Consider the following 13,289-nt stretch of genomic DNA (forward strand, 5'->3'; position numbering starts at 1 on the left):
ATGATCCGGCACTTTTGTCATCGCTTTGGATAAGCCGTACATAGGGGACTCCTTGCATGATGTGTAGCGAGTGCGAGGGTGGGGAGTAACTATTTATTGTTTGACTATCGCTTAGTCTGAAAAATGCCTGCGCTCGCCGATTTTTCAGACAGAGCTTAGAGTAGCGTTTCTATCATGACGGTTCTGAGGCAGTGCGGTAATTGCGAAGCAAGGTTTGTTAAATAAATGGACGACCTGTAATAACGTGTTGTGTCATTGTTTATCGATGCCCAGGCCAAGAGTGGAGGCTGATAGGTAAAACACGATTGTCGTAGGCTGGCTTCATAAAAAGGAAACATAGCGTCTCCAATAATGAGCTGCGTAATGCTGGCGACTCTGGAGAAATTATGAGCGATTCCAACGGTGCATCCCCTTCAGCTGATGAATCATCTCGTGTTAGAAGCATCCGGCTGGATATATTCTTCGGTTTGTTGATGTTGGCAAGTCTGGTGGGATTTATGATATGGGGGCTAGATTACACCCATGATAACAAAATAATTATTTTTATCCTGGCGACGTTGTTTGGCCTGTTCATGGCCTTCAATATCGGTGGCAATGATGTTGCCAATTCCTTCGGAACCAGTATCGGCGCCGGCACGTTAAGTATTAAACAGGCATTGCTTGTCGCAGCTATTTTCGAGGTAAGCGGCGCCATGATTGCCGGGGGAGAAGTGATCGAGACCGTCCGTGAGGGCATTGTCGATCTAGGCTCGATCAGTGTCGAGCCCATGCGTTTCGCTTATATCATGATGTCGGCGTTGCTGGCCGCTGCGTTATGGCTATTGTTTGCTACCCGACGGGGTTATCCCGTATCCACGACGCATTCGATCATCGGCGGGATAGTGGGCAGCTCGATCACGCTGGGGATGTTGATGGTGGGCATGGATCAGGCATTGACGCTGGTGCACTGGTCTCAGGTAGGCACCATCGCACTGTCCTGGATCCTTTCGCCGGTCTTGGGCGGCACGGGTTCCTATATATTGTATTCCATCATCAAGAAAAACGTGCTGACTTATAACGATGAGGCAATTGACCACCTGAAGCAGATAAAGGCCAGCAAGAAAAGATTAAAGAATGAACATAAAATAATGTTCCAGAATCTCAGCGAGCAGGAAAAGGTCAACTACACGTCGGCGCTAGTCAGAGATGCCGAAACGCGATCGGAAGATGATTACGACTCCGAAGAGCTCGAGACCGAATTCTATCGACGGCTGCGTGACATCGAGCGGCAGCGTGAGTCGGTCAAGGCTAGCCAGGCGCTCGAAAGATTCGTGCCCGCCATTGCGGCGTTGGGCTCCCTCATAATATCCGCCATGTTGATTTTCAAGGGGCTTACCAATCTTAACCTTGGGCTGACCCTGGTTAATAACATTCTCATCATGATGATGGTTGCAGCCCTGGTCTGGATGGGGGTATTCATTCTCACCAAGATACTGAAAGGAACCTCTCTCGACCGCTCAACATTTTTGCTGTTCAGTTGGATGCAGGTGTTCACGGCAGCCGGCTTCGCTTTCAGTCACGGTGCCAATGATATTGCCAACGCCATTGCTCCCTTTGCCGCCATTCTGGACGTTCTGCGTACCGGGGTCGCCGCCGAGCAGGCGCCCGTACCGGCTGCCGCCATGTTGGCTTTTGGCGTGGCGCTCGTGGCGGGGCTCTGGTTCATCGGCAAGGAAGTTATTGCCACGGTGGGGCATAACCTAACCAGAATGCACCCCGCCTCGGGGTTTTCCGCTGAGCTTTCGGCGGCAGGCGTGGTTCTGCTGGCGACGGTGTCGGGCATCCCCGTCTCGAGTACGCACATATTGATCGGTGCCGTACTGGGCATCGGTCTGGTCAATCGCAACGCCAACTGGGCAATGATGAAACCCATCGGCCTGGCCTGGGTGGTTACCTTGCCAGCCGCCGCTACCTTAAGTGCTGCGATTTTCCTGCTGCTGGATGCTGTGATGTAACCTGCGAGAACGCTTCGTTCAGGCTGAGTTGCGGGCTTACACACCCTGTATTCCCTGGCCAATCATTCCGGTACAAGCTTGGCGGAGCGGGAAAGGTCGTTAGCGTAACTTATGAAGGGCTGGTGGCCGTGGGACGAAAAGCCGGATGGCGCCGGTCGATAAACAGGCTATTGCCGGGACGTTGCTTGGCTTGATGTTTGAGCTCACTGAGACTGTTGGCGATGTCCAGCGCATTGTGGTGCGATTCCGCCGTCACCGGCTGTAAAGCAATGGACAAACTGACGATGGGAAAGGAGGATTCCTCTCCTCGACGGTTCTTCATCCTCAGCCCCCCTTGGCGGCGATGTTCGGGTGAATAAAACTCCGGTGCGAGGCGCTCGAAGTCTTCGAGAATGGCCGTGCAGGTGGCACGTGCACGGTCGATCTGCAGAATCATCATGAAATCGTCGCCGCCGACATGGCCTACAAAATCGCTCGCCTCGTTGGCATGCTTCAGCAACAGCTGCGATAGGGCAGTGATGACCTGGTCCCCGTGAACGTACCCATAGGCGTCGTTATAAGCTTTAAAATTATCCAGATCGCAGTAGATCGCGGCGAAGGGCTGGCCCTGTCCGAGCCGTCGAGTCAGCATTTCATTGATCGATACGTTGCCCGGCAGGCCGGTCAAGGGATTGGCATGGCGGGCGCAGCGGACTTGGATCGCTGTTATCTCGCGCAGCAAGTCGACGATTGTACCCATGCCAACGTAAAGCTGATGCTCGTCGACAATCACGAAATCCTGTTGCTCGAAGCGCGATGCTCCGGTGATCTGCTGGCTAAGGATTTCCAGGGGCGTACTCTCGCTCGTCACGATCATGCGCGTATCGAGAATGTCGTCGATGGTGCGCCGAGCATAGAGTGAGTGGCTGAAGGGGTTGGTGAACAAGTGAAGAAAGTCGAGCTGGCGAATGACGCCTACCGGTCGGCCCTCATCGATCACCGTTATGCAGCGTAGATCCGGCTGTTTCCGGAAGCGCTCGACGACTTCGAGAACCGGTGTGCTGCGCTCGATAGGCTCGACATGTCGGCACAGCATGGCTGCGGTGTCTCCCGAAATACTCTCGGATCGATCGTTGGCCGGCAGCAAATGTTCGATGGCCCTGGGGGGACTCTCGCTGGGACGACTGAAATAGTAGCCTTGCAGGTATGGCCAGTTCAGGCCCCAGAGGCAGTGGTATTCTCCCGGAGTCTCGATACCTTCGGCGATCACTCGGCAATCCAGGCTACGCGAGACCTCTAGCAGGGACTGCAGGAATTGGCGTTTCAGCGGATCGTGATCGATGTCGTTAACGAAGTGGCGGTCGATCTTGACGAAATCGGGGCGCAGTTCGGCCCAGTGACGAAGGCTCGAATAGCCGGCGCCCAGATCATCCAGGGCGACCCTGAAACCCATGCTGCGATAGTGAGCAACCGCCTGGCGCATCAGATCATAGTCATGTATCGGGGTATGCTCGGTCAGCTCGATGACCACGCGCGCCGGCGCCATACCTACGCTGTCGAGAAAGCTCATGGTCAGCCCCTCCCGGAAATCACTCTCGGTCAGTGAGGTCGGCATGACATTGAGAAACAGTTGTCCCGTTAGCCCTAGGTGCATGAAGCGCTGGATCGACAGGCGCCGGCACAGCAGATCGAGTTCTACCAGGTGCCCGGTACGTGCGGCCGTATCGAACAGGGTGAGAGGCGAGTGTAGCGGTGAACCGGAGGGCCCACGTATCAAAGCCTCATAACCGAAGATGGTTTGACTGCCGGCATCCACTATGGGTTGAAAGAGCGGCGTCAGTTTTTCTTCGCGCAGGATGGATTCCAGTAACATGGCGTCTTGCATGCGGGGCGGCTCCTGGCGGGGACGGTAGTGGCAAGGTAAGCGCCCATCAGGAAGCAACTGCGCCTGACGGATATGAAGTCAGCATGTGTGGCTGCCATACAGGGGCTTCGTCTTCATGCTCGGCTCTTGTTTCGTGACTCGCCAGGCTCGGGGCCGGCACATCCGCGGTGGAGAAGCGAGCAGCAAAAGCACGCATCCGTGCAGCTTCGTCTTCGAGGTCCCTGGCCGAACCTGTCGCTTGCTCGACCAGCCGAGTGTTGTGCTGGGTCGCCGCTTCCATCTGGTTCATGGCCTGATTGAGCTGATCGATACCTTGGTGCTGTTCCGTGGAGGCCTGGGCGATCTGCTGGATCAGGCTATTGACCTGTTGTATGGCATCGACGATTGAGCGCATGTCGTCGTTGGCACGGGTCGATAGGGCATTGCCTTGGTCCACGCTGGCCCGGGAGGCGTCGATAAGTTTGCGGATTTCCTGGGCAGCGTCGCTGCTGCGTGTGGCGAGTGAGCGGACTTCGTTGGCGACCACCGCGAACCCTTTGCCATGCTCGCCGGCGCGCGCTGCCTCCACCGAGGCATTGAGCGCCAGAATGTTGGTTTGAAAAGCAATCGTGTCGATCAGGCCGGTGATTTCCCCGATCTGCGCCGAGCGGGTATGGATCTCGCTCATGGTGCCGACGAATGCCGCTACGACACCTTCGCCTTCCCTGGCTCTGCAGGTGGCATCCTCCGCCAGCTGACTGGCCTGATGGGTGTGATCGGCACTGTGCGCTACGTTAGCGGTCAGTTCGTCCAGGCCGGCGGCTGTCTGTTCGAGCGAGGCGGCCTGCTGCTGCGTTCGCGAGGCCAATTCCTGGTTGCCTTCGCGCATCCGGTGGGCACTCTCGAGGACGAGGCCGCTGCTGTCACGCATATGCGTGACAGTGCCGGCCAGCGATGCCTGCATTCGGCCCAGCTCGCTGTAAAGCTGGCCAATTTCATTGTTGCCATGTGTCTCGATAGGCTGCGACAGATCCCCTTCGGCAATACGGCGAAAATGCTCGATGATGCGCTTGAGCGGGCGCAGAACATTGGCATTGACGCCCCAGATCACGAGGGCAACGGTCAATAGCGCCGCGATCAATGCCACCCCCATGGCGCGATTCAGCCAAGTGGTCATGGTCTCGAAGCGGCGGGATAAGCCTATGCCGCTGGCGGCAGAAGCGGCGAAGAAGGTGTCGGCACTCTCCATAAAGGCTTGGCTCATGTCGCTGACCCGGGCCTGTCCCGAGTCGTAGGCAGCGATATCCTTGTCCTTCAGCAGCATCAACTGCAGGCTCAGGCCAGTGTTGAGCAGCGATTGGAAGCGCGTCTGCAGTGTCTCGATAGCTTCGGCCTGTTCCGGCTGGGCTGGAACCTCGATGAAGCGCTGGAAATCGCTGGCAGCCCTGGTCATCAATGTCTCTGCTTGCTCAATCACGGGCTCGGGGCGATCGAAGGAGGGCCGGCGAACGAGTTGGGCGGCTCGGTCCATCTCCACCCGGGCGCGCAGCATCCCGATATAGGCATCGTTGAGCGCCTGAGTCTGCTCGACGTTGATCTGGTTCAGGGTGCCGAAGGCACTGCGGCTGTGATGGTTGGAATACAGCCCCAGCGCGCCGGCTCCCAGAATGATGAGGGTAAAAGCGAACAGCACCAGCGACCAGCTGAGTCTGATGGTCATGCGATTGAGTAGCCGCATATCGGTACCTGTCTTTGGATGTTTGGCTGGACACTCCGTGAGGCATCGAAAGTAATGAATATTTGTTACGTTTTAGTAACATTGCATCCATTTGGTTGTGCGTTTCTTATCTCTTGGGAACAAAGACGGGAGCGCCGTCGATCTCGGCCGTAGCGAGCGGCTGGCCATATAGCTGTTCCAGTGCATCCGGCACCAGCATCTGCCGGGCGGGTCCCCAGCAGGCGTCGCCATCGGGGTAGAGCAGCAGCAGGTGATCGCACCAGCGTGCCGCCAGGTTGAGATCGTGTAAACACATCAGCACCGCGTGACCGGCGACGGCCTGTTCCGTGAGCAGTGTCATCACCGCCGCCTGGTGATGCAGGTCCAGGTGATTGGTGGGCTCATCCGCCAGCCAGACGTGGGGAGACTGGGTGAGAACCGTGGCGATAGCGACCCGCTGGCGTTCGCCGCCGGAGAGCGTACTGACCAGGCGCTGTTCGAGGTGAGCGACGTCCAGACGGGCCAGTGCCTGCGTGGCGATATGCAGATCTTCCGCGCTCTCCATGCGCCAGGGCGACAGGAAGGGATGCCGGCCCACCAGAGCGGTTTCCAGCACCGTGGCGGGGAAGCCGTCCTGGCGCTCCTGGAATACCAGCCCCAATTGCTGGGCCACTTCGCGCCGGCGCAATGTCGGCAAGGGGCGCTCCCCGAGCAGAACCTGACCCGAGCGCGGCGGGCGCAGGCCCGCCAGGGTGTGCAGCAGGGTGGTCTTGCCGGCACCGTTCGGCCCCAATATTCCCCATATCTGGCCGGGTTCCAGGCGCAAGTTCAGGGGCCTGCCGGCGGCCCGTCCCGGCACGTCGATGATCAGCTCTCGGGTCTCGAGAGCATTTGCCCTGTCATCGAGAGTGCGCATCAGCGACTCCGGTAGAGCAGATAAAGGAAGGTCGGCACGCCGAGCAGCGCGGTGATGACGCCGACCGGCAACTGCTCCGGGGCAATCACGGTGCGCGCCAGCGTGTCCGCGAGAGTCAGCAGGATGCCTCCGGTCAGCGCGCAAGCCGGCAGGATCAGACGCTGATCGTTGCCCAGCACCAGCCGCAGCATATGCGGGACCACCAGACCGACGAAACCGATGCTACCTGCGGTGGTAACGGCGACGGCGGTCAGCAGGCTGGCGGCGAGATACACGCTCCACTCCAGCGGGCGTACCGCGACCCCCAGGGCGGCGGCCTGCAGCGGCCCCCGGGCGAGGACGTTGAGACTACGGCCCAGCGGGATCATCGTCAGACAGACCAAGATCAGGATCAGCAGGGCGATCCAAGGGTTGCGGGCGTAGGAAAGGTCGCCCATCAGCCAGTAGAGCATGCCCGGCAGCCGGCTGGCCGGGCTGACCGCCAGCATTAGCGTGACCACGGCGCCCCAGCCGGAGGCCACGACGACGCCAGTCAACAACAGGCGCGAAGGCGTCCAACTGCCGGTGCCGTGGGCCAGGCCGAAGACCAGCAAGGTCGAGAACAGCGCCCCGGCGAACGCCGAGCCCGAGACGATCAACGTGCCCAGGCCGGCGAGCATCGCGGCCAGGGCGCCAACGGCGGCACCGCCCGAGAGTCCCAGTACATAGGGGTCCGCCAGCGGATTGCGCAGCAGTACCTGCATCAGCGCGCCGGCCACCGCCAGTAGGCCGCCGGTGGCAAAGGCGGCCAGGGCGCGGGGCACGCGCAGCTCCACCACCAGCGTGCGGGACAGGACGTCGCCCTGTCCCAGCAACGCGGCCCACACGTCGCCGAGGGACAGCGAGGTGCTGCCGAGCGTCAGTGACAGCAGCAAGGCGAGGGCGGCGAGCAGGGCCAGGCTGGCAAGAGGCAGGAGCCGCGCATGCATCAATGCGGTTCCCGCCGTGGTGGGATTTTATCGGCGCCGGGCACGGGCCTGCTCCAATTGTTCACACAAGAGGCGGCTGCCTTCCAGCAGGCGCGGCGTGGGCCGCTGGATCAGCGATGGCGGTACGAAAAACAGGTTGTTACGACGTACCGCCTGGAGATTGGGAAATCGCTCCCACTGCGTCAGCCAATGACGGTTTTCTTCGCCCATGCCGCCAGCCACGATCACTTCGGGGTCCGCCATCAGCACGGCCTCAGTGCCGAGGCGCGGCACTAGCCGGTCGAGGTCGCCAAACACGTTCACCCCGCCGCAGAGGTCGATCACCTTGCCGATGAGATGCTCGTCATTGACACTCATCAGCGGTTCGTCCCACACCTGATAGAACACCGGAACCGGCGCGGCATTGCTGTAGCGCGCGGCCAGCCGGTCCATGCCGGTACGAAAGGCGTCCGCCGCCGGCTGCCCCTCGGCTTCGCTGCCGGCGAGCTGGGCCAGTCGTTCGATGGCCGTGGAGATGCCCTCGAAATCCCGCGGTTCGATGAGAAACACCTCAATCCCCAGCGCGGCCAGCGTATCGAGCTGTTGACGGGGGTTGCCGGTGACCCAGCCGATGGCGAGATCCGGCTTGAGTGACACCAGCGCTTCCAGATCGAGCCGGGTATGGCTGCCTACGGAAGTGACATTTCTGGCCTCGGGCGGGTAGTCGCTGGAGACCACGGCCACCACCTTGTCTCCGGCCCCGGCGGCATACACCAGCTCGGTAGCGCCGGGTGACAGCGTGGCGATACGGCTGGCCGGGGCGTCCAGGCAGATGCGGTGGTCGCTGTCGTCGGTGGCGCAGACCTTGGCTTGGACCGGGGCTACGAAAGGGGCTACGAAAGCCCCTAGCCACAGGCTCAGCACCGCCAGGCCGAACCTGGCGGTGCTGCCTGGAAAGCGCAATGTCATTGGCCGAAGTTCACGCTGACGAAGGCGGCACGGCCGGCATTGATATAGTTCGCCGCCGTCTCGTACTCTTTGTCGAGCACGTTGTCGACGGTCAGCCTGGCGGTCCACAGCGGCGCAAACTGCCAGCCGGCGCGCAGGTTGAGCAGCCCGAAGCCGGGGAGCCGTACCTCGTTGGCCTCGTCCTCGTAACGGTGGTTCTGCGCCACCCAGGAGCCGCCCAGGCTCCATTCGCCCAGTTGGCGATCCACATCCAGGCGCAAGCTCTGCGTGGCGCGGCGCTGCAGGCGCTGGTCCGTCTCGCGGTTTTTCGGGTCGGTGTAGGTCAGCGCCGCCTGGAGGGTCCAGTCCTTGAGTTCGGCGCCGGTGGCCAGTTCGATCCCGCGTATGCGAGCGCGGTCGACATTCTGCGGCGTGATCAGCTGCGGATTGCCGGCGGCAGATGCCCAGTCGATCAGGTCGTCGATATCGGACTGATAGGCTGCCAGGTCCCAGTAGTATTGCGCGTACTGGCCTCGCAAACCGATCTCGAACGTCTCGGAGGTTTCGGCCTCCACGTCAGGGTTGCCGACATAGCCCCAGTCATCTTCAGGGTAGTAGAGGTCGTTGAAGGTGGGCGCCTTGAACGCCGTGGCGTAGCTGGCGCGCAGCGTATGATCGTTATCCAGGGCGTAGCCCAGCGCGAGGTTGCCGGTCACTTCTTCACCGAAGGCTTCGTTGTCGTCATAACGCAGCCCTGCCTGGAGCGATACGGGGTGGAAATCGAACAGCCCTTGGGTAAAAACGGCCACATTGTCGCGGCTGTCCTCGGCGTAATCCGATGTGCCACTGACCCGGTCTTCGCTGTACTCGGTACCGGCGATCAGTTCATGGGGCCCCAGGGCCAGGGTATTTTCCCAACGAGCCGTCTGCGTCTGGGTATTGAAAATCGTGGTGCTGGCCGGGCCATACAGGCTCGCGTCCGCAAAATTGTCGAGTTCGTCGCGGGATTCGCTCAGTGTCAGGCGGCTGCGCCAGTGGGCCGTCAACGGCAATTCGCCGTAGAGGCCCGCAACCTGCTGGACGAAGTGCATGTCGCCGCCGTCGTATTCGGTACTGCCTCGAGCACGCAATCCCAGCGCGCCCATCTCGGCGCCATTGTCGAAGGTATGCGACAGACGCGCGAAGCCGGTGGTGTTGTCGTAGCTCTTGTCTTCGCCATCCTCTCTGATGGCGGTGCCGTCAGTATCGAAGCGGCTGGCGGCGAAGCTGTAGCGGGTGCCGTCCTGACTGCCGGAGAGTCCGGCACTGTAGCGCTGGGTATCGAAGGAACCGCTGCCGATGGAAAAGCGGGGCTGCGGGCCGTCCGCCTCGCCTTGGGGAGTGAACAGTTGTACCACTCCGCCCATCGCGTCGGCGCCATATAGACTGCCGCGAGGGCCTCTGACGATTTCTGCGCGCTCGAACATGCGCGGGTCCAGGTACTGCCACGCGGCGCCACCGGCAGTGGCCGAGCGTAGTCGAATGCCGTCGATCATCAGTAGGGTGGCGTCGTTGCTGGTGCCGCGAATATAGACACTGCTGGTCATGCCATAGGAGCCGTTCGAGGAAACATCGACACCCGGCTGGCCGCGCATGATCTCGATAAGGCTGGTGGGGTCCTGACGACGCAGTTCTTCCTCGTCGATAACCGTGACCGAGGAAAGGGTCTGGCTGGCGGTACGTGGGGCGAGGGTGGCGGTAACGGTCAGCGGATTGAGGGCTACCAGTGAATCGTCATTATCGGCAGTGTCCTGCGCATGGCTGGCCAGCGGTATATAGCATAGACACAAAGCGGCCAGGCTCTGTGATCCGGTTTTTTTCGTTCTCATGATGTTCCCTTGCCTGCCGCGCGCTCCCGCACGGCGAGGATGCTTGGACAGCCTGGGGGAGGGCGCACGCCATGCTGCAAGGGAAAGGAATATGCCATATCCGGCCCTGCCCCATGGTCGCTCGCCGCAACGCCAGGCATAAACTCGCAGGCCGGTCTCCGGGCTGACGAGCGGAGCGAACGAAGTACGTTCTTTCCCGGACAACCGCCTTCCCATGCGCTGATTGTGGGCACAGTGGCGTAATGGCTGTCCTTGACTCGATCACCGTTGCGGGAGCAGCGTCGGGCTGGCACCGACTTCCCGTTTAACCTGAGCTAAGCACTCAGGCACCTGAGAGAAGGGGGTAAACTAGCAATGGCCTCATCAGGCGTCAACTTTGGGTTGAAGCACCGCTGGCACGGTAGAGGACATGGGAGAGAGGGCCTTGTCTGGGGCATGTGCCGATTCCCGACAAGGTTTGGATAGTTGTTTCCAGTGTCTTGGGTTGAGATACATCCATCGAGAGGAGACCCCATGCCGTGAAATAAGAATCAATTAGATAGACCTAAGTCTATGATCATAAGGTCTCATTGTTTGCTTTAGAGGCACTCTCTAACTTGTATGATGTATTACAATATTGAAGCTGAATAATCAGGTGCTTCAGTTTTACTAAGCATTACATAGCGGGAGGATCTACTTGTGAAACTCACGAGAGACGATGTCATTAAAGCAGTTGGAGATGGGCTGCTTTCGTTTCCTGTCACTGATTTCGACCAAGCAGGCAACTTCGATCCACAGAGCTATCGCAATCGCCTCGAGTGGTTCGTCAGTCACGATATTTCTGCGGTGTTCGTGGCCGGCGGGACCGGTGAGTTCTTCAACCTGACCTTGGACGAATATCGAGAGATCGTTTCCGCGGCGGTCGAGACGGTCGGTGGCAAGGTGCCGGTCATCGCCAGTGCCGGTCTGAGCGTAAAAAGCGGTCAGGCCTTTGCCAAAGCGGCTGAGGAGGCCGGTGCCGATGGTATCTTGTTAATGCCGCCGTACCTGACCGAGTGTCCGCAGGATGGGCTGGTGGAATATGCCCGTCAGATCTGCGAGTCCACGGCTATCAATGTCATCTATTACAACCGTGGCAATGGAGTGCTTGAGGCCGATGCGGTCCAAAAGCTCGCCGATGCCTGCCCGAACCTGATCGGGCTGAAGGATGGCAAGGGCGACATTCAGTTGCTCAACAAGATCGTCAAGACCGTGGGTGGCCGACTGGTATATATCGGTGGTGTCCCGACTGCCGAGATCTTTGCCGAAGCCTATTTATCCATCGGCGTAAATACCTACTCATCGGCGGTATTCAATTTTGTGCCCGAGATGGCGGTCAAGTTCTATCGTGCGCTACGTCAGGGCGATTCAGCTACCGTCAAGAAGATTACCAATGAGTTTTTTATTCCATTCATCAATCTGCGTGATAACAAGAAGGGCTACGCAGTGAGTCTGATCAAGGCCGGCACCGAGCTGGTCGGAAGGCCTGCGGGAGCCGTTCGCACGCCGCTGACTATGCCCGATGATCAGGAGAAAGCAACGCTCAAGGCTCTGATCGAGAGCGCGGATACGCTCTGATATAGAGCTTCGACTTCCGAGCGAGGGCGGCTTTGCCTCCGTTCTCGACCCTCTGGTGTGCCGTGCTGCGGCAGAGCGGTACGCACCCCTGGATATCCTGATGGAGACTCGCCTATGTCCAGCCATGGCACCCCCACCATAATTAGCATGCAGGTCATTCCGGTCGCCGGCCGCGACAGTATGCTTCTCAATATCGGCGGGGCGCACTCACCGTATTTTACGCGCAATCTGATCCTGCTCGAGGACAGTGCGGGTAATGTCGGTATTGGGGAAGCGCCGGGCGGTGAAACGATCCAGACATCCTTGGAACAGGCACGGCCGCTGATCATGGGACAGCCCATCGGCAAGCTGCGCTCGATGGTGGCATCGCTACATTCCGCCGGCCGCCGCGCCGATTTCGAGGATTTCGGTAAAGGCTCCTGGACCTTTGAACTGCGGGTCAATGCGGTAGCGGCGCTCGAGGCGGCGCTGCTGGACCTGTTGGGCAAGTTCCTCGACGTGCCCGTAGCGGAGCTGCTCGGTGATGGTAAACGGCGCGATAGCGTCGAAGTGCTGGGATATCTCTTCTTCATCGGCGATGGACACAAGACCCCATTGGATTACCGTCGCGGAACCGACGGTGTCAGACATGATTGGTATCGCCTGCGCGACGAGGCGGCGATGACACCCAAACGCATCCTTGAACTAGCCCAAGCCGCCCAAGACCGTTACGGTTTCAAGGACTTCAAGCTTAAGGGCGGTGCGCTGCCCGGCGAGAAGGAGATCGAAGCGGTTACCGCAGTGCACGACGCCTTCCCAGAAGCGAGAGTGACCATCGATCCCAACGGCGCCTGGTCGCTCAACGAAGCGATCCGCCTATGCAAGGGGCTGCACGGCGTGATCGCTTACGCGGAGGATCCGTGCGGGGCCGAGCAGGGCTTCTCCGGACGAGAGATTCTGGCGGAGTTCCGGCACTCCACCGGAATGCCGGTCGCCACTAACATGGTCGCTACCAACTGGCGTGAGATGGCCCATGCGCTGATGCTGCGCTCGGTCGATATCCCGCTAGCTGACCCACATTTCTGGACCCTCTCCGGGGCGATCCGGGTCTCTCAGTTATGCCAGGACCACGGCATGACGTGGGGGTCCCATTCCAACAACCACTTTGATATCTCGCTGGCCATGTTCGCTCATGTGGGCGCTGCGGCCGCTGGACGTACCACTGCGCTGGACACCCACTGGATCTGGCAGGAGGCAGATGCGCGCCTAACCCGCAACCCGCCGCAGATCGTCGACGGCAAGGTCGCCGTTACCGATGCACCGGGGCTGGGCATTGAAGTTGACATGACTCAGATCGGAAAGGCCAACAAGCTCTATCGCAGTTTGCCAGCGGGTGGACGCAACGATGCCATGGCGATGCAGTACCTGATCGACGGCTGGATCTTCGACCCCAAGCGCCCGGCACTGGTGCGCTGAATACA

9 protein-coding genes and 1 riboswitch are annotated in these 13,289 nt (G+C 59.9%); of the genes, 3 read left to right on the plus strand and 6 right to left on the minus strand.

The window, feature by feature from the left end; translation table 11 throughout:
* Window positions 1-386 precede the first annotated feature (386 nt).
* Complete coding sequence (locus ACW4DH_RS06955; RefSeq protein ID WP_459635648.1) at window positions 387-1,994, plus strand: inorganic phosphate transporter; 1,608 nt, start codon at window positions 387-389, stop codon at window positions 1,992-1,994.
* A 109-nt stretch (window positions 1,995-2,103) separates the two neighbouring features.
* Here ACW4DH_RS06955 and ACW4DH_RS06960 read toward each other — a convergent pair whose 3' ends face one another.
* The 6 genes from ACW4DH_RS06960 to ACW4DH_RS06985 all read right to left on the minus strand — a co-directional run bounded on the left by ACW4DH_RS06960 (window position 2,104) and on the right by ACW4DH_RS06985 (window position 10,233).
* A complete protein-coding gene (locus ACW4DH_RS06960; RefSeq protein WP_459635649.1) occupies window positions 2,104-3,858 on the minus strand; it encodes a bifunctional diguanylate cyclase/phosphodiesterase in 1,755 nt (584 codons plus the stop codon).
* Window positions 3,859-3,904: 46 nt separating this feature from the next.
* Window positions 3,905-5,557, minus strand: a complete 1,653-nt coding sequence (locus ACW4DH_RS06965) for a methyl-accepting chemotaxis protein (protein ID WP_459635650.1) — start codon at window positions 5,555-5,557, stop codon at window positions 3,905-3,907.
* A 124-nt stretch (window positions 5,558-5,681) separates the two neighbouring features.
* Entirely contained in the window at window positions 5,682-6,470 is a 789-nt protein-coding gene (locus ACW4DH_RS06970; protein WP_459635651.1) for an ABC transporter ATP-binding protein, read from the minus strand.
* Window positions 6,470-7,438: a FecCD family ABC transporter permease gene (locus ACW4DH_RS06975; RefSeq protein ID WP_459635652.1), complete on the minus strand. Its 969-nt coding sequence runs from the start codon at window positions 7,436-7,438 to the stop codon at window positions 6,470-6,472. Before ACW4DH_RS06975 ends, ACW4DH_RS06970 begins: the two co-directional genes overlap by 1 nt.
* Before the next feature lie 27 nt (window positions 7,439-7,465).
* Window positions 7,466-8,386 (minus strand): cobalamin-binding protein, encoded by a 921-nt coding sequence (locus ACW4DH_RS06980; protein WP_459635653.1) that lies wholly within the window; start codon window positions 8,384-8,386, stop codon window positions 7,466-7,468.
* Window positions 8,383-10,233, minus strand: coding sequence for a TonB-dependent receptor domain-containing protein (locus tag ACW4DH_RS06985; protein WP_459635654.1), 1,851 nt, complete (start codon window positions 10,231-10,233; stop codon window positions 8,383-8,385). Before ACW4DH_RS06985 ends, ACW4DH_RS06980 begins: the two co-directional genes overlap by 4 nt.
* Window positions 10,234-10,365: 132 nt before the next feature.
* A riboswitch (cobalamin riboswitch) is annotated at window positions 10,366-10,582 on the minus strand.
* Between the two features lie 329 nt (window positions 10,583-10,911).
* Between ACW4DH_RS06985 and kdgD the strand changes: the two genes are divergently transcribed.
* A complete protein-coding gene (gene kdgD, locus ACW4DH_RS06990) occupies window positions 10,912-11,829 on the plus strand; it encodes a 5-dehydro-4-deoxyglucarate dehydratase (protein WP_459635655.1) in 918 nt (305 codons plus the stop codon).
* Window positions 11,830-11,943: 114 nt separating this feature from the next.
* A complete protein-coding gene (locus tag ACW4DH_RS06995; protein WP_459635656.1) occupies window positions 11,944-13,284 on the plus strand; it encodes an enolase C-terminal domain-like protein in 1,341 nt (446 codons plus the stop codon).
* The last annotated feature ends 5 nt before the right edge of the window (window positions 13,285-13,289 follow it).

The organism is Halomonas sp. WWR20 (assembly GCF_054602495.1).